The sequence below is a fragment of the Colwellia sp. M166 genome (genome assembly GCF_024585285.1).
GTDB lineage: Bacteria > Pseudomonadota > Gammaproteobacteria > Enterobacterales > Alteromonadaceae > Cognaticolwellia.
Window position 1 is genome coordinate 3,806,557 of record NZ_CP040755.1, and the last position, 18,261, is coordinate 3,824,817.

The window sequence follows — 18,261 nt, forward strand, 5'->3', positions numbered from 1 at the left end:
ATAAGTTATCCATTTACCGTTGTTATCATCGTTAAGGGATATAGGTGGCAACACCTAATTCATCGGCTGGTCTTTCGCCTACTGAAACTTCACCTGGCTGGTGATGGCTATTTGCTAATATATCGGCTGGAGAATGTGCTATACGTAAACCCATTTCACTTTCTTGGCGTACTAACTCGCCACGTAGTGAATTAGCATAAACATCAGTGATTTTTACATCTACAAATTGACCAATAACGGTGTGTGGTGCAACAAAGTTTACAATGCGGTTGTTTTCAGTACGACCACGTAGCTCCATCGGATTTTTCTTTGACGGCCCTTCAACTAAAATACGTTGCTCGGTATCGAGCATTTGACGAGCAATATGTAACGCTTGTTGGCTGATGCGGTCTTGTAATATTTGTAAACGCTGCTTTTTAACATCATCACTAATATCGTCAATCATATCGGCCGCAGGCGTACCTGGGCGGGCACTATAAATAAAGCTAAAACTTAAATCAAAATCAACGGCTTTGATTAAGTTCATTGTTGCTTCAAAATCTGCATCGGTTTCACCGGGGAAACCAATAATAAAGTCAGATGACATACAAATATCAGGACGTACTTTCTTCAATTTACGAATTTGAGATTTATACTCTATTGCCGTATGACCACGCTTCATTTGCGTTAAAATACGGTCAGAGCCACTTTGTACTGGCAAATGTAAATGGCTGACTAGCTCAGGCACATCGGCATAAACATCAATGATGTCATCAGTAAACTCAATCGGATGAGAAGTGGTGTAACGAATACGGTCAATACCATCAATAGTGGCAATTAAACGTAATAACTCTGAGAAACGACAAATACTGCCGTCATGCGAATCACCACGGTAACCATTAACGTTTTGTCCCAATAGGTTGACTTCGCGAACCCCTTGTTCTGCTAATTGCGCAATTTCATATAAAACATCATCTAGCGGGCGACTAACTTCTTCACCACGAGTGTAAGGCACTACGCAGAAGGTACAATATTTACTACAACCTTCCATAATAGAAACAAAGGCGGTTGCGCCATCGGCTTTTGGCTCAGGCAAACGGTCAAACTTTTCAATTTCTGGGAAGCTGACATCAACGACTGAACCTTTATTACCGGTCACTTGCTGGATCATTTCAGGTAAACGGTGCAAGGTTTGTGGGCCAAAAACCATATCAACATAAGGAGCACGCTTGCGAATTGCCTCGCCTTCTTGAGAGGCAACACAGCCACCAACACCGATAATAAGCTCAGGTTTGTCGTTTTTTAAGTTTTTCCAACGACCTAATTGATGAAAGACCTTTTCTTGGGCTTTTTCGCGAATAGAACAAGTATTTAGCAAGATCACATCTGCGTCTTCAGCCTCTTCAGCCAGCTCAAACCCGTGGGTAGAGTCTAAAAGTTCAGCCATCTTCTGCGAGTCATACTCGTTCATTTGACAGCCCCAAGTTTTGATGTATAGCTTTTTACTCATTTATTCGCGCCTAATCTTTTCTATGAAATTGATTCTAGTTTTTGCTAGAGAATTTAAGGGGGCGTATTTTACTCTTTCTTTGCCTTTGATGCTAGCTTAGAAAATATTAGTGAAAAATATGCCGTGAGCGTTAGGTTATTGTTAGTCGATTTTTCACTCGCTTTAATGAAGGTGTTTATGCTGAATTGAGAGCCATTAATGGAATAGAGATGATAATTTCACTGCCGTGCTCTTGATTATCATAAGTGTGAAATGTCGCATTAAATTTTTTCGCAACTTGACGAATATAATACATCGCCATGTCAAAATTAATTTTGCTATTAAACTGTGCAAAACTTTGCTCGTTGTCAGTTATTTTTAACCAAACTTTATCTTTAGTTTCATTAATATGTATCGCGAAAATCCCACCATCACCATTGTTTATCGCGGCTAATATCGCTTCGTAAATAATACTATAAATAGCGCTCTGAATTGCATAATCGATCTTTTCACAGGCAATCCCCAGTTGTACCGACACTAGCACATGATACTGCTGATGAAAGTAATCGGCTAGATAAGGCAAGGCTACCGTTAAAGAGCTGCCAGATAGATTGCTAGGCTCAGTGTGGCTATGATGTACTTTAAGTTCCTTTAGGCAATCATTTATCAGGGTTAATGTTTCCAGACTATGATCGCTACTTGGCTGCTTTAGCTCATTATTTATAATGGTTTGTGCTTTAATGTCTTGATCAATTAATGTTTTAATTTTCTTTAATTTACGGCGGATGAGTGCAGTAGATTGACCATGGGTTTGTATCTCTTCATTTAATAGTTGATGGATATGACTGATTGAACGGCTACGTAGATACAATAACCAGATAATGAATAATAAACTTAAGGTAAAAAGCGTGAAGTAGATTATTCTACTATTCGGGTGCCAATACCAAGGATAAGCAACTTTTATATCGGTATAGGCTTTAAAATTACTCCATTGCCCTAAACTATTGGTTCCCATGATTTCAATGTGATAGTTACCGGAAGACAAGCCCGTTAATGTTAACTGGTTGCCATTAATACCATGCCACTTACCGTTGTTAAGTTGATATTTAAACTGTTTTTCTTGTCCGGGTCTAAAATCTAAACTAGCAAGCTCTAATGTAACAACATCATTTGATGAATCTATTTCAATAGTGTGACTTAATAGCTGTGATTTACCTGATGCGATAGTTTTACTGATATAAATGTTAGGATTAATGGCTTCTTCTTGTAGTAAAGAAACTTCTAATACCCCGCCATAATGGGCAGCATAAACCATGTTATCCAGTAGTATGGGTTTCTTAGTGAAAGTGTATTGCTCAGTATTAGCAACCATTTTTAGTTCATAGCTATCAGGATTGAGTTGATATAAACCAGGTCGACCTGATATCCAAATTTCATCATTAATAACACTCATATAGCCAAAAATGATGTTTTTGGCAAAATGGGCCAATAGCTCACCAGATAAATTATAAACAAAAAAACCATCACCTTTAGTGGCAACATAAACTTTATTGTTATAAGCCAATAAAGATATTACTTTGTTTTCACCTAAATTTTGTATCTTTTGACTAAGATTATTACGGGTGTTAACGATATCTATGCCGGCGGGTGTTGCAACCCATACCATGTCATTTGCTAGTGGTAGAGAATTAATCGCTTCGTTTGATCTTAAATGACTATCGGCTAGATGTTTTACGATAGTTTTTGAGCTTAAATCGTAAATATAGACGCCCTGATTATCACTTGCTAAATAAAGTTTATTATCTTTAAAACTAAGATCAAGTAATAGCATATTGTTATCTGGAAAGTTGACTCGTGCGAGTAATTTTTTATTAACACTGTATTGCCATAAACCATCAAAAGTTGCGATATAGATATTATTTTTATGACTATAGAGGTCGGTAATTATTTTACCTTTAGCGCTAAAGCTCTTATTAATATCTTTAGGTAGTACCGACTTATTTTTAATCAGTTCATGTAAACCTGTCCCGTAGCTGCCTATAAAAATTTGTTCATTGTGAGCGGTTAAAGCGAGAGAATTAATTGAAGTATTAAATATCTTACGATGATTTCTATTGAATGACGGTGTCATTCTTTTCACTCCTTGACTGGTTAAAAGCCATAAAACACCGGTATTATCATGAAATAATTCATCAACAAAAGGTAACTTATTATTTGGGAATGCATGTGATAATTTAGTGAAATCACTTAGGGCATAATGCTCAATATAACCTAGTTCATTGATCGCGAAAATACTATTACGACTATTAGCAATAGCTAAGGTCGAAATGGGACTATCAACGGAAACCTCTTGACGATTATTCTGATCATTTATAGTTATTAGCTTACTGTTTTTGGCAATAACTACAGTATTTTCAGATGATGTAATTGCGGTAGCACTACCAGCTTCAATTAAAAACAACTTGCCATCAAGTAGCTTGTAAACACCTTTTGTTGTTGAAAAGTAGATGTTTTTTTTAGTTTTTTTTATTTTTTTTATATCAATGTTGGCTGAAAGTAATTGGGGTTTTAGTGACCTTGAATTAACTTGATAGAGCTTATCTTTAACAGAAAGATAGTAATAACCATAGTGCTCAATCAGTTGATAAATACTATTTTCCTCAATATCTAGAGCAATTTGCGTAGCACTGCCGTTTGAGGTGTTAAACAACCATAATTTATGGGTTTCAGTAGCGACTAATAATTTGTCATCATCAATGGGATAAATATCATTTATCCAATTAAAGGGTAAAGGCCAATTTTTATTATTGCTATTGAAAATGATCTTATCTTCGCTGTCATAGCGAATTAATCCATTTGTTGTTGATAACCAAATAAAGCCTTTGCTATCCTGTATAATGGCATTGCTAGTGATTAAGCGCTTAGTTAGCTCTTGTGCACTTGAAACTGTTGTTAATAAACAGCATAAAACCCAAGGCAGTAGCAATGATAATTGCCACTGTCTAGGCTTAATCACTAAGGATTTACTTGTTTTATTAGGTAATACTTGCTGGCGCTTCTTTAGGCGGGTGGCGCTCTTGGCCACATGAAGCATAGATTTTTGGTATTTTCTCAACAGATTCAGGCTTTTGTACCAACAGATAAGTAGGCTTGCGAGGGTCGCTATCATGCTGTTTATTTGCCCATGCTTTACGCACTTTTTTCGCATGCTCTTTTCCATATTTTACTTCAAATGCCGTGGCAATTATTTCGACCCCAAAATCATCCATCACCATGATGGCATTGTCATGGTAGCCACTTGTGCTATCAAAATCTATATCAACAGTTAAAATCTTATCGTTAGGTAATACCAGATCCGCCTTTAACTTAGCAACAACAGCTCGATCTTGATGCGCTTTAAGTTGGCTTAAATTAGGTTTTTCCGATAAGTCATAGACTAAGTTAATATCTTTAGCAACACGTCTTTCTTTTTGTAATGCAGACATAATCATTCCCTTGTTTTAGTTGTATTTTTATATAATTTACTGTTAATGACTTTTTGATTATAACGAACAAAAGTGTTAATGCTAGTATTAACATTATTATTAAACTATTGAGAGCCATTCATTGGCACTTGATAGCTTGTAATACCAATTTTACTAAGTTTTCTGAGTGGGAATAAACTTGGTATAAAGTAGTGTTAGATAAATTTGAACTATCTCTGGTTCGATAGGCACGCGACTAGGTTGTGTTAATATTAAATAGTTGCCAATTGCTACTATTTAGTCAATTCAAGATATCTTTTCGCACTAAGTTTATTCGTAGCCGATAGTTGTCTAGGGTTCTGTAATGTTATTGAGGTCTGTTATTAATGCCATGGCTTGAAAAGTTAGCAAAGAATGGTTTTGTGATATGTAATAATTTTTTACCTTACAATGAAGCCTTACAATGAAGCCTTACAATTAAGAAATGAAATTATTAAGCTTCATCATATTAAAAAATGGAATCTGTTAACCGCTCCATCTCAACCGCTTAGTCGAATAAAAAATAATATTTCTACTAAGGTAATTGATAAAAGTAAACATGTGCAAGCAATTAAAGCACTGAAGCGAAGGCGATTTTCTTTCTCATTTTATCGTTCAAGTAACAAACATCAACAGCAGCATGGTCAGTCACTTTGTCATCAAACCATTGGTAATAAAGTTATTGAACTGCTTAAAAGCTGTGATTTAATAGCGGGGGAGCTGCAGGATTCATTTTTTGCGTTATTTAATAAAGGGCAATTTATCAGCTACCATACTGACGGAGGTGCTGGAAAATATGCTTTTATTTATCAATTATCAATAGGATGGCAAGAGCGGTTTGGTGGCCAATTAGAACTTTATCCAAGAAAGATCAAATTCTATAAGCGAGTTATAACCCCCAAATTTAGTACCCTGACTATTTTAAAGTTATCGCACCCGATGCCGCATAGCGTCAGGTTGCTGAATAATCCAGTATATAAACATCGAATTACTATATCAGGTTGGGTAGAATGACCTTATGTAAACAAGGTTATGAAAATCATTATGAAGCAATTTGATTGTGTTGTTGTTGGTGCAGGAATGGTCGGGGCAGCGAGTGCTTTGTCATTGGCTGAATTAGGCCTGAAAGTTGCCGTTATCGAAAAACACACCCCCGTCGCTTTCTCTGCTGAGCAAGCATTTGATTTAAGAGTATCTGCTATTTCATTAGCTTCAGAGCAGTTATTACAGCAATTAGGTGCGTGGCAGCAACTGCAACAGTGGCGCATGTGCCCATATAAGCGTCTAGGAGTGTCGGAATGTCAGTCCAGTTATACTGAATTTGATGCTAGTGACATCGGACAAGCGCATTTAGGTCATATCATTGAGAATCGATTGATACAGCTTTCCTTGTGGCAAAGATTACAACAACACAGCAATATAACGTTATTATGTCCTGAAAGCTTAATTAAACTTGAGCAACACGCAACTGAAGTTGAGCTAACCTTAACCTCAAAAAAATTACGGAGTAAAATTGTTATTGGCGCTGATGGTGCGAACTCCTATGTTCGTAAGTTAGCTAATATTGGTACAACAGGTTGGGGTTATGCGCAATCAGCCATGCTAATTAATGTTCGCACTGAAAAATCACAACAAGATATTACTTGGCAGCAATTTTTCCAAACAGGTCCGCTTGCTATGTTGCCTATGCCAGGAAGTTTTGCCTCACTGGTTTGGTATCAAACTAAAGATGAGATAAAGCGTCTATCAGCATTAGCTAATAGCAGTTTAGAACAGGAAGTCATGCAACATTTCCCTAGTAAACTGGGTCGTATTGAAGTTATTAATAAAGCCGCATTCCCATTAACTAGGCGTCACGCCAATCAATACCATAAAGGTCGTGTTTTGCTGCTTGGTGATGCCGCACATACGATAAACCCTATGGCCGGTCAAGGCGTTAATTTAGGTTTTAAAGATGTTAAAGCCTTGCAGCATGTTATTGCACAAGCTATTGGGAACGGCGAATCATGGCAACAAGCAGATGTTTTGGCTCGTTACCAGCAAAAGAGACGGACAGATAATTTATTGATGATGACGGCAATGGATGCATTATATTTATCATTTGGTCATGTTTCACCTTTAGTCAAGTTAGCTCGTAATGCCGGTTTGACTATGGTAAATAAGCTACCAAAGTTAAAGAACAAAGCACTGGCTTATGCTTGTGGTATTTAAGTCTGCCTCATCATTTATGCTATAGAACTTCACTTTCCCCCAACTCGGGTTCAGCTACTTTATACCAGGTCTCTTAAGTTCATATAAAATCGCATTGAAGTTAAGCATTGTTTATATGAATAAACGAAGAAAAAATAAAAAGATAATTTTTAGAGGATATTAAAAGATATTTTAATGAAGTTTAGTTATGCAGATAAAGAGATAACAAATGGTACGGGGTGAGAGACTTGAACTCTCACATCTTGCGATACTGGAACCTAAATCCAGCGCGTCTACCAATTCCGCCAACCCCGCATACCAGGTAGTAATCTCATAAATAATGAGTTGTAATGTAATCAAAAGAAAGTGGCTGGGGTATGAGGATTTGAACCTCAGAATGACGGGATCAAAACCCGCTGCCTTACCGCTTGGCTATACCCCAACAGGATATTCTATGACAAAGTGAGTAACATTGAGGACTTTCGAATAATACAGAGAATAAAAGAAAGTGGCTGGGGTATGAGGATTTGAACCTCAGAATGACGGGATCAAAACCCGCTGCCTTACCGCTTGGCTATACCCCAGCAATGTACTTACTTTCGTAACTATTTACTTTCATAACTAGTTACATTGAAATGGTACGGGGTGAGAGACTTGAACTCTCACATCTTGCGATACTGGAACCTAAATCCAGCGCGTCTACCAATTCCGCCAACCCCGCATTTCAATTCTTACTTAGAGATAGATTGGTGGCTACACCGGGATTTGAACCTGGGACCCCATCATTATGAGTGATGTGCTCTAACCAGCTGAGCTATGTAGCCTTTCCATCTCGCCTCTCAGCAAGTGGCGCGTATTATGCAAATCTGATTGAGCTACGTCAACCGTTTTTATCAAAAAAATAAGACTTTTTGTTTGTTTGCTTATTCACTGTGCAATTTGTCGGATATCTGCACAAAAATAACCCTAAAATAATAAGCTCATTAAGGTTATCACCTAATGAGCTTATTATTGTTGCTATGACTTTATTTAATTCTTTCGTTTGCTACTTTTGCTAAGTGAGCTGAGCTTGTCTTAATAGCAGCTAAATTCTCTGTTACTGTTTTTACCGGAAGTTTACCTATTAAGTATTCTCCAACATCTAGCGCATTTGAAGTGGCGGCAAATTCAAGTAAGTTGCTGCCATTACATTGAACACTGTCAAATATAGAGCGAATTTTAACTTTATTTGACTTTAAATAATTACGTAAGCGTTTTTTATCATTAATTGATACGTATTCACAGATACGTAATGACATACTTTGATCAAAAGCTAAACTTTGTGGGGCATAAAACATTGCTGTTGCAAGTACTACTGAAGCTAAAATAGTTGTTTTCATCGTATTCCTAAAATATTTATATTGTTGTTTTAGAAAAGTCTAACCTGAAAGGTAAACTTTGCCAGTATTATTGGTGAATGATTGTTCGTGCCGAATAAAACTGAGTGCTATTTTAAGGTAGTTAGGCTTATCAGAATAGCTTTATTACGATAATTCTCGTAGGTTAAGTTTTTATAGTCAAGGTGGGGAACAGTGCTAATAAAAAAGAGAGCCTTAGCTCTCTTTGGTTTGTTGTTTTTATGTAGAAGATTTAAACGTTAAATCTAAAGTGAACAACATCACCATCTTTTACGCGATATTCTTTACCTTCTAAACGCCATTTACCAGCTTCTTTAGCGCCAGACTCACCATTAAATTCGATAAAGTCTTCATAAGCGATGACTTCAGCACGAATAAAGCCTTTCTCAAAGTCTGTATGAATAACACCGGCAGCTTGTGGTGCGGTAGCATTTTGTTTTACTGTCCACGCACGTACTTCTTTTACACCAGCGGTAAAGTAAGTTTGCAAGTGAAGTAAAGAGTAACCAGCATTGATAACACGATTTAAGCCAGGTTCTTCTAAACCAAGATCAGCCATAAACTCAACACGGTCTTCGTCATCCATTTCAGATAACTCGCTTTCAATTTCAGCACAAACCGCAACCACGATAGCACCTTCTTCATCGGCAATTTTTTGTACAGCATCAAGATAAGGGTTATTTTCAAAGCCATCATCATTAACATTGGCAATGTACATGGTTGGTTTGAGGGTTAAAAAATTTAAGTAGTCAACGGCTGCTTTTTCTTCTTTAGTTAACGCTAAAGAACGCACCATGTGGCCATCTTCAACATGCTTTAATATTTTCTCTAATACGGGCATTTCAAATTTAGCGTCTTTATCTCCGCCTTTAGCTTTTTTAGCTAAGCGGAAAATAGCACGTTCTGCAGTATCCATATCCGACAGGGCTAATTCAGTATTGATAACATCAATATCGTCAGCAGGACTGACTTTATTAGCAACATGAATAATATTTTCATTATCAAAACAACGCACCACATGACCAATAGCATCAGTTTCGCGAATGTTGGCTAGAAATTTATTACCTAAACCTTCACCTTTAGATGCACCGGCAACTAATCCAGCAATATCAACAAATTCCATTGTAGTTGCTAAAACGCGTTCAGGATTAACAATTTTTTCTAGCGCATCTAAGCGAGGATCCGGTACGGGTACAACACCTGTATTAGGTTCAATTGTACAAAAAGGGAAGTTAGCAGCTTCAATACCCGCTTTAGTTAGCGCGTTGAAAAGTGTTGATTTCCCGACGTTGGGCAAGCCAACAATACCACATTTAAATCCCATGATGTTACCCTATAATGTTGGCGCAATAGCGATTATTGCGCTTTAAAAGAATGTAGACGATTTTGAGCTTTTTTAATATCGTCTTTCTGCCAAATTTCAAAACAGCGCGCAGCTTCGTCTATCGCTTGGTCAATTAAGTTTTGTTCATTGGCAGGTGCTTTACCAAGCACATGCCCAGTGACGCGATCGCGATGACCTGGATGATCAATACCAATGCGTAACCGATAAAATTCTTTGTTATTTGCTAGACAGGAAATAATATCGCGCAAGCCATTGTGGCCACCGTGTCCGCCACCTTGTTTGATTTTGCAAACACCAGGCAACATATCAAGCTCATCGTGAGCGACTAAAATATTTTCAACGGGAATACGAAAAAAGTTGGCTAATGGTGCGACGGCTTTACCACTACAATTCATAAAAGTGCTTGGTATAAGAAGATGAACTAATTGTCCGGCAATTAATCCTTTACCGTAGAGACCTGAGTATTTTTTTTCTGGCTTTAGTGAAATGTTGTAACGTGATGCAAGCTCTTGGACGAACCAATCACCGGCATTATGACGGGTTTTACTGTATTCAGCACCTGGATTACCTAAGCCGACTACTAATTGAATCGTCATCTAATAGTTTACTCTTGTTATACAAACTTAAGAACAATTAATCTATTTGCTATAAATCTAAAAAGCTTAAAGGGTATGTTGTAAAAACATTGTCCCTTTAAGCTTTATCATCAGGAGTAAATTAATACTTACTCGGCTGAAGCTTCTTCTGTTGCTTCTTCTGCACTGTCATCGCTTACACCTTTAGGCGCATTCAATGTAGCAACAGCTTGGTCATGGCTCTCGCCTTTTGCTAATTCGTCAGATGTTACGCCTTTCGGTAAAGTAACGTCTGATAAATGCAATGTTTGACCAACTTCTAAGTTAGCAACATCAATTTCGATAAACTCTGGAATGTTAGCAGGTAAACATGTTACTGCAATTTCATTCACGTGGTGAGCCATAGTGCCACCTAACTTCTCTGCAACATCTTCGTTGATGAAGTGAATTGGAGCGTTAACTTGCACAGCGTGTTTTGCATCAACACGTAAGAAATCTAAGTGCATTACAACTTGCTTGAACGGGTGACGTTGCATGTCTTTTAAAAGACATTCAACAGGCTTGCCGTCAATGTTGATCGTTAAAACGTGTGAGTAAAATGCTTCTTCTTGTTGTGCACGGAAAACATTTTTGTGCTCTAACGTTAAAGAAACAGGCTCTTGGCCTTCACCGTATAAAATCGCTGGAACTTTGTTCGCGTGACGTAGGCGGCGGCTCGCACCTTTCCCTAAATCTGTACGTACTTCAGCATCCAATGTAAATAAATCAGTCATGGTAATATCCATTATTTAATAATTAAAAGTTGTTGTTTTTTGCGACCAAAAACAACCTGTTCCTATTTCTAACCGATAATAATTAGCTAAAAAAGGCGCGGCATGATAACACCCCCACTAATGGAGATCCAATATTATCGCTAAGGCTTATGACAAAATGCTAATTTAATTGTTTGTTGGCTGCTAATAAAAGCATAAAAATTGAATGTTTTTAGAGTAACGGCCTGCACCTTGGATGTGCAATAAGCCCTATTAAGGGGATTAATGATTATTGTACCTTTAACGTTGCAACCCAAGGTATTCTTTATCGTACTGAATTTTATAGTTTAATTTTTTATTTCCTTACTGGTATTAAGATTGCTTAGCCCTAGGTTCATTTTGCTCAGTTACTCAAGGAATTTTACATGTCGGATCCTGCAGGGATTAAAATATTTTCATTTGTCGGTAAGATGAAAGTGCTGCACCTAAGTTGGATGGCATTTTTTATTACCTTTGCCGTGTGGTTTAACCACGCGCCATTACTTTCTGTCATAGCGGATAGCCTTAATTTATCCAGTGCTGAAATCAAAACGTTATTATTATTAAATGTCGCATTGACCATTCCTGCGCGAGTCATTATCGGTATGCTAACTGACAAGTATGGTCCACGGCTTGTTTATGCAATATTGTTGGCATTGTGTAGCATTCCTTGTTTTATGTTTGCACTCGCTTCCGATTTTGAGCAAGCGGCGTTATCACGGTTTTTACTGGGCTTTATTGGTGCCGGTTTTGTTATCGGTATTCGCATGGTCAGTGAGTGGTTTCCAGCCAATGAACTCGGCACAGCTGAGGGGATTTATGGTGGTTGGGGCAACTTTGGTTCAGCCGCTGCAGCTATGTTACTCCCTAGTTTAGCGTTATTTTTTGGTGGTGAAGATGGATGGCGCTACGCCGTGGCATTGACGGGCGTGCTGAGTTTAGTTTTTAGTGTTATCTGGTATGTTAATGTTAGGGATACTCCGCAAGGCTCTACTTATTTTAAGCCTAAAAGTAGTGGTGCAATGTTGGTCACTAGTCGCAATGACTTTTATCTTCTAATTTTAATGAAACTACCTATGTATGGTGCGTTAGCGCTGCTTACATGGAAGTTGTCGCCAAGTGGTGTGAGCTTACTGTCAGAGCAAAGTGCTATTTTGGTTTATTTAGCACTATTTGCTTTATTCATTATCGAGTTAATTCAAACCTATAAAGTGAATATCAAGGTTTTTGAGTCAACTATACCATCTGCGCAACAGTATAAATTTAAACAAGTTGCGGTACTGAATGTTTTATATTTTGCTACTTTTGGCTCTGAGCTTGCGGTGATTTCTATGTTGCCATTATTTTTTGCTGAAACCTTTGCTTTAGATATGGTGTTTGCCGCCATGTTGGCGTCAACTTATGCCTTTATGAATTTAATGTCACGTCCTGGTGGTGGTTGGCTAAGCGATAAATTTGGTCGCAAGAAAACCTTATTAATTCTGACGGCGGGTTTAGCCTGTGGCTATTTTGCTATGTCGTTGATTTCAGGGGCTTGGCCACTAGCATTAGCGGTAGTAACAGCGATGCTATGTTCATTCTTTGTGCAAGCGGGTGAAGGGGCTGTTTTTGCGGCGGTACCATTAATCAAACGTAGCTTAACCGGACAAATTGCTGGCATGACTGGTGCTTATGGTAATGTTGGCGCTGTTGTCTATTTAACGGTGTTAACTTTTGTACCGTATAGCCAATTCTTTTTAGTCATTGCAGCAACCGCGGTGATAGGCTTTGTCGCTTTATTATTTATGGAAGAACCTAAAGGCAGTATTGCTGAGGTCCATGAAGATGGTACGGTAGAGCTTATTAGTGTCAGCTAGTCAAATGATGAAAAGCCCAATAGATAATAAGCCAGTAAAAGCTAGTAGCGCAACGCAAACCAGTGTGGCGCGCTCCAAGCTACCTGTTATTTTAGCCGTTGTTATTGGCGGCGCATCTCAAGCCGGTACAAAAGCTGAAAACCAAGATGCTTTTGCTGCCTTGCAACCGAGTGTCGCTGAACGAGAGTCAAAAGGCATCGTTGTTGCGATTGCCGATGGCGTTTCAAGTGCTAGCCATGCGGCGCAAGCTGCACAATTGTCGGTCACACAGTTTATTCAAGAGTATTATGCGACAACAGCATCTTGGTCAACGAATAAATCAGCAGCTAAAGTACTAAAAAGTTTAAACCAGTGGTTATTTTCTCAAGGAGTAACTGGGTCTGTTACTGACTCTAAATGTCACCATGAAAATACTCAACAGCAAACTGCACAATGGTTAACCACCTTCACGGCATTAATTGTTAAATCATCTAGTGCTTATATTTTCCACGTTGGCGACACACGTGTAGGTAAATATCGTCATGGCGAATATCACGTTATTACTCGTGATCATAATCAAAAACAAGGGCTCAGTGGCAGTTTACTTACCCGAGCGTTGGGGGCTGATAGCCATTTAAAAGTGGACCAATATCAGCTCGGCGTCAATGTCGGTGATATTTTTATGTTGACCAGTGATGGTGTCCATGAACATATACCTGGACAACAACTGACCAAGATATTATCTGCAATACCAAAGCAGCCCAATAAAGTCATGCTTGAGCAAGTGAGTTTGCAAATTGTTACACAAGCAATTGCCGCGGGTAGTGAGGACAACGTAAGTTGTGTGCTGGTTTATATTGATGCTACACCTAAGCGAGAATTAGCCGAAATTGAACAAGACTTGTTGACGAGAATAATACCTCCAGCGCTGCAAGTTGGGCAGAAACTCGATGGCTATAAGGTAAAGAAAATATTGCATGCCAGTGTGCGATCGCACTTGTATTTAGTCGAACATGCAGATCACGAACAGCCATTAGTGTTAAAAGTGCCTTCGATGAACTTTATCGACGACGCTATCTATATTCAGGGCTTTTTACGAGAAGGTTGGGTGGGGGAGCGGATAAAGCATCGTAATGTTATGCAGGTTATTACTAACCCGAATCCTAGCAAGGCGTTATATCATGTCTGTCAGTTTATTGATGGCCAACCCTTAAGTGAATGGATGCACGATAATCCCAAACCAACTATTGCTCAGGTACGTGATATCGTTAGTCAAATAGTGAGTGCGCTGCGGGCATTTCAGCGTCTTGATTTAGTTCATCGAGACCTAAAGCCTGACAACATTATGATTAATGCCTCTGGGCAGATCACGCTAATTGACTACGGTACGGTTTTAATTGCCGCGCAAGATGAAGTAACAACTGGCCTGCCAGAAACGGTGCCGCAAGGTACGCTGAATTACATTGCACCTGAAACATTACTGACGATGCATGCCGACCACCAAAGTGATTTATTTTCACTTGCTGTTGTTTGTTATGAAATGCTTTCGGGAGCATTACCTTATAAGCCGATGGCGTCGAGCCATGAAAAAGTAAAAGCCTACCCTTTATGGCAATATCGCAGTATTAAAGATTACCGTAATGAATTACCTTTGTGGCTAGATTTAACCTTGAAAAAAGCCTTACAAGCCAATCCAAAGGATCGTTATCATGCCTTTTCTGAATTTCTCACTGATCTTAATAAGCCTAACCTTGATGTGTTGCAAGCATATCAAAACCTACCGTTTATAAAACGTTACCCAATTCAATTTTGGCAAGCGACGACATTTATTTTGTTGATCACACTGCTAGGCGTTATCGCTTTTTAATCGTAGTACATTACTGCATCAATATAACAAGGGCGATTAACTGCACAGCAGTGGTGCGGCTGCATCATCATACTAGTGCATTAGCACGCCATAATTGTTTGATAAATATTTTAGTTATTGTTTTTAAAGTTAAAAGTTAACTGGCACCAGCTTTGCAACTAGATCTATTAAGTTCAGCCAAGGTAAATTAAAAGCACTTAAGATAAGTGATTTTTCTTTGGCGGTCATCTGACTAAAAGTAAGTTTTTCGGTTTAACACGAGTCATAAATAAGTAGGTGTAGGTTGATGGATATAGATAATCAGGCAGTGGTAAAAACAAAAGTTGTTGTTGTTGGCAATGGTATGGTTGGTCATCACTTTGTTGAACAACTTGTTGAGCTAAGTAATAGCGAACAAGCGGTAGAGATAACCGTACTCTGTGCTGAATCGAGACTGGCTTACGACCGCGTACATCTGTCGGAGTATTTTGCCGGTAAATCGGCGGCAGATTTAGCCATGACAGACGAAAAAACCTATCAACAATGGCAAGTGAATTTCGCCGTTGATGCTAAGGTTAGTCATATCGACAAAGCGCAAGGCTTCGTTGAAACAGAGCAAGGAGAGCGCTATCACTATGATAAATTAGTGCTTGCTACGGGCTCGTATCCTTTTGTGCCACCTATCCCAGGTAAAGATCGCGAACATTGCTTAGTGTATCGTACCATTGATGATCTTGATGCTATTCAAGCAAGTGCCGATAAAAGTAAGGTTGGCGTTGTTATTGGTGGCGGGCTGCTTGGTTTAGAAGCTGCTAATGCTCTGAAACAATTAGGCTTAAAAACTCATGTAGTTGAATTTGCCCCACAATTGATGGGGGTGCAAGTTGATGCAGGCGGTGGACGATTACTGAAAAGTAAAATTGAACAGTTAGGTGTGCAAGTGCATACGTCAAAAGCCACCAATGAAATTGTTGATGGTGATCATTGTCGCTACAAGCTTTGTTTTAGTGATGGCAGTGAACTAGAAACTGATTTGATTTTATTTTCAGCCGGTATCAGGCCCTTTGATAACCTCGCTCGTGACTTTGATCTCGCTATTGGTGAACGTGGCGGCATTGTTATTAATAATCAATGTCAAACTTCTGATAATAATATCTACGCTATTGGTGAGTGTGCGTTGTGGAGCAACTTTATTTTTGGTTTAGTTGCGCCTGGTTATGCCATGGCAAAAGTAACGGCAAAACATATTCTGGGTGAAGAGCAACATTTCACCGGTGCTGATATGAGTACCAAGCTTAAGCTAATGGGGGTAGACGTTGGCTCCATTGGTGACGCCCATGCGAAAACATCAGGCTCACTCTGTTATACCTATGAAAATCAGCCGAATGGTGTTTACAAAAAAATTGTTGTTAATGCCGAAAAAACTAAGCTACTCGGTGCGGTCCTTATTGGTGACACCAGTGAATACGACACCTTGTTACAATACATGCTCAATGCTATTGATTTACCGGCGTCACCAGAGTCGTTGATTTTGCCGATGGCGGCTGATAAACCGGCCTTAGGGGTTGATGCTTTACCAGATAGCGCGACCATTTGTTCTTGTCATAACGTCACTAAAGGCGACATTGTCAGTGCTATTGATAACGGTGCTTGTAGTGTTGGCGATATTAAAACTTGTACCAAAGCGAGCTCGGGCTGCGGTGGTTGTACCGCGCTAGTGAAAAATGTCACCGACAGCTTACTTGAGCAACGTGGCGTTGAGGTTAAAAAAGATATCTGTGAGCACTTTGCTCATTCACGCCGAGAGTTGTTCGATATTGTCAAAGTAGAGAAAATCACCACCTTTGAACAATTATTATCGTCACACGGTCAAGGTTTGGGCTGTGAAGTGTGTAAACCATTAACGGCATCTATTTTAGCTTCCGTTTGGAATGATTATATTTTAGAAAAGTCTCATGTCGGTCTACAAGATACCAACGATAACTATCTTGCTAACATGCAAAAAGACGGCACTTACTCGGTTGTTCCGCGTATTGCCGGTGGTGAAATTACGCCCGATAAGTTGATAGTGTTGGGTGAGGTAGCAAAAAAATATAATTTATATACCAAGATTACCGGTGGTCAGCGCGTTGATTTATTTGGCGCACGCGTAGAGCAGTTACCGCCTATTTGGCAAGAACTCATTGACGCCGGTTTTGAAACTGGCCATGCCTATGGCAAGTCGCTAAGAACCGTAAAGTCTTGTGTTGGCTCGAGTTGGTGTCGATACGGTGTACAAGACAGTATTGGTATGGCGATATTATTGGAAAATCGTTACAAAGGTTTACGTGCCCCACATAAAATTAAATTTGCCGTATCAGGTTGTACAAGAGAGTGCGCTGAGGCACAAAGTAAGGACATTGGCATTATTGCCACAGAGAAAGGTTGGAACCTTTATGTTTGCGGCAACGGTGGTATGAAACCGCGTCATGGTGATTTATTTACCACAGATTTAGATGACGAAACATTGATTAAATATATCGACCGAATTTTGATGTTTTATGTTAATACCGGTGACAGGTTGCAACGTACCTCTGTGTGGATGGATAACTTAGAAGGCGGGTTGAGTTATTTACAAAATGTTGTTATTGACGACAGTTTGCAAATTGCTGATGAACTTGAAAAACAAATGCAGCTTATCGTCGGTAGCTATCAATGTGAGTGGAAAACGACATTGGCTGATCCGCAAGCCTTAAAACGTTTTAAACCTTTTGTAAATTCTGACAAGCCGGATACAAATATTCAATTTGTTGAGGAGCGTCAACAAATTAGACCAGCTTATCAGCACGAACGTATCGCAGTGAAAATGTCTGAAAGTTCAGCAACACAAAGCCCTAAAATTGTTGAACCTGCATAAGGAGAAATATATGTCGTTAAAAACAGCAACTCAATGGTCGAATTCAGCAGAAGGTCAGCAATGGCAAACGGTTTGTCAGATGGCAGACTTGATTACCAACTCCGGCGTTTGTGCGCTTATTGAGCAAAGTGATAAAGCAATCGTTGATGAACAGGTGGCTATTTTTCATTTGCCGAATACTGAGCAACAAGTCTATGCTATTGGTAATTATGACCCTATTGGCAAAGCTAATGTGCTTTATCGCGGTATTGTTGGCAGCATTGGTGAGCATCTTGTTGTCGCCTCACCATTGTTTAAACAGCATTTTTCACTGCAAACTGGCCAGTGTTTACAGCAAGATATCAGTGTAAAGCATTACCCCGTAAGGATTATGGAACAGCAAGTACAGTTGTTGGTTTGAGTTTATTAACAAGCT

At 39.0% G+C, this 18,261-nt stretch carries 13 protein-coding genes and 5 tRNA genes; 6 read left to right on the plus strand and 12 right to left on the minus strand.

Annotated elements, in window-relative coordinates; all coding sequences use genetic code 11:
* Nucleotides 1-31 precede the first annotated feature (31 nt).
* The 3 genes from miaB to FGD67_RS17235 form a co-directional block, all read right to left on the minus strand.
* Entirely contained in the window at nucleotides 32-1,489 is a 1,458-nt protein-coding gene (gene miaB / locus FGD67_RS17225) for a tRNA (N6-isopentenyl adenosine(37)-C2)-methylthiotransferase MiaB (protein WP_257172299.1), read from the minus strand.
* A gap of 175 nt (nucleotides 1,490-1,664) precedes the next feature.
* The gene (locus FGD67_RS17230; protein ID WP_257172300.1) at nucleotides 1,665-4,484 is read right to left on the minus strand and encodes a hypothetical protein; all 2,820 of its coding nucleotides are present in this window, start codon (nucleotides 4,482-4,484) and stop codon (nucleotides 1,665-1,667) included.
* Between the two features lie 19 nt (nucleotides 4,485-4,503).
* Nucleotides 4,504-4,953 carry a hypothetical protein gene (locus tag FGD67_RS17235; RefSeq protein WP_257172301.1) on the minus strand — a complete coding sequence of 150 codons (450 nt, stop codon included), beginning with the start codon at nucleotides 4,951-4,953 and terminating at the stop codon, nucleotides 4,504-4,506.
* Nucleotides 4,954-5,382: 429 nt separating this feature from the next.
* On the opposite strand from FGD67_RS17235, the gene FGD67_RS17240 reads away from it, so the two are divergent.
* Both FGD67_RS17240 and FGD67_RS17245 read left to right on the plus strand, forming a co-directional pair.
* Nucleotides 5,383-5,985 (plus strand): 2OG-Fe(II) oxygenase family protein, encoded by a 603-nt coding sequence (locus tag FGD67_RS17240; RefSeq protein WP_257172302.1) that lies wholly within the window; start codon nucleotides 5,383-5,385, stop codon nucleotides 5,983-5,985.
* 30 nt (nucleotides 5,986-6,015) lie between these two features.
* The gene (locus tag FGD67_RS17245) at nucleotides 6,016-7,182 is read left to right on the plus strand and encodes an FAD-dependent oxidoreductase (RefSeq protein WP_257172303.1); all 1,167 of its coding nucleotides are present in this window, start codon (nucleotides 6,016-6,018) and stop codon (nucleotides 7,180-7,182) included.
* Nucleotides 7,183-7,391: 209 nt separating this feature from the next.
* Here the strand turns inward: FGD67_RS17245 and FGD67_RS17250 are convergent.
* From FGD67_RS17250 to FGD67_RS17290, 9 genes are all read right to left on the minus strand, one after another.
* Nucleotides 7,392-7,476: transfer RNA gene (locus tag FGD67_RS17250), tRNA-Leu, on the minus strand.
* Nucleotides 7,477-7,528: 52 nt separating this feature from the next.
* Nucleotides 7,529-7,603: transfer RNA gene (locus FGD67_RS17255), tRNA-Gln, on the minus strand.
* Between the two features lie 67 nt (nucleotides 7,604-7,670).
* A tRNA-Gln gene (locus tag FGD67_RS17260) sits at nucleotides 7,671-7,745 on the minus strand.
* Between the two features lie 52 nt (nucleotides 7,746-7,797).
* A tRNA-Leu gene (locus tag FGD67_RS17265) sits at nucleotides 7,798-7,882 on the minus strand.
* Nucleotides 7,883-7,908: 26 nt separating this feature from the next.
* Nucleotides 7,909-7,985: transfer RNA gene (locus FGD67_RS17270), tRNA-Met, on the minus strand.
* A gap of 201 nt (nucleotides 7,986-8,186) precedes the next feature.
* Nucleotides 8,187-8,540 (minus strand): DUF3718 domain-containing protein, encoded by a 354-nt coding sequence (locus FGD67_RS17275; RefSeq protein WP_257172304.1) that lies wholly within the window; start codon nucleotides 8,538-8,540, stop codon nucleotides 8,187-8,189.
* Between the two features lie 250 nt (nucleotides 8,541-8,790).
* Nucleotides 8,791-9,882: a redox-regulated ATPase YchF gene (gene ychF / locus FGD67_RS17280; protein WP_257172305.1), complete on the minus strand. Its 1,092-nt coding sequence runs from the start codon at nucleotides 9,880-9,882 to the stop codon at nucleotides 8,791-8,793.
* Nucleotides 9,883-9,914: 32 nt separating this feature from the next.
* Nucleotides 9,915-10,499, minus strand: a complete 585-nt coding sequence (gene pth, locus FGD67_RS17285) for an aminoacyl-tRNA hydrolase (RefSeq protein ID WP_257172306.1) — start codon at nucleotides 10,497-10,499, stop codon at nucleotides 9,915-9,917.
* A 128-nt stretch (nucleotides 10,500-10,627) separates the two neighbouring features.
* Nucleotides 10,628-11,251 (minus strand): 50S ribosomal protein L25/general stress protein Ctc, encoded by a 624-nt coding sequence (locus tag FGD67_RS17290; RefSeq protein WP_257172307.1) that lies wholly within the window; start codon nucleotides 11,249-11,251, stop codon nucleotides 10,628-10,630.
* Between the two features lie 404 nt (nucleotides 11,252-11,655).
* On the opposite strand from FGD67_RS17290, the gene FGD67_RS17295 reads away from it, so the two are divergent.
* The 4 genes from FGD67_RS17295 (at nucleotide 11,656) to nirD (ending at nucleotide 18,246) form a co-directional block, all read left to right on the plus strand.
* On the plus strand, nucleotides 11,656-13,125 hold the full coding sequence (locus tag FGD67_RS17295) for a NarK family nitrate/nitrite MFS transporter (RefSeq protein WP_257172308.1): 1,470 nt from the start codon (nucleotides 11,656-11,658) through the stop codon (nucleotides 13,123-13,125).
* 4 nt (nucleotides 13,126-13,129) lie between these two features.
* Complete coding sequence (locus tag FGD67_RS17300) at nucleotides 13,130-14,971, plus strand: protein kinase (protein WP_257172309.1); 1,842 nt, start codon at nucleotides 13,130-13,132, stop codon at nucleotides 14,969-14,971.
* Between the two features lie 286 nt (nucleotides 14,972-15,257).
* Complete coding sequence (gene nirB / locus FGD67_RS17305; protein WP_306556763.1) at nucleotides 15,258-17,846, plus strand: nitrite reductase large subunit NirB; 2,589 nt, start codon at nucleotides 15,258-15,260, stop codon at nucleotides 17,844-17,846.
* Nucleotides 17,847-17,856: 10 nt separating this feature from the next.
* Nucleotides 17,857-18,246, plus strand: a complete 390-nt coding sequence (gene nirD, locus FGD67_RS17310; protein ID WP_257172310.1) for a nitrite reductase small subunit NirD — start codon at nucleotides 17,857-17,859, stop codon at nucleotides 18,244-18,246.
* The last annotated feature ends 15 nt before the right edge of the window (nucleotides 18,247-18,261 follow it).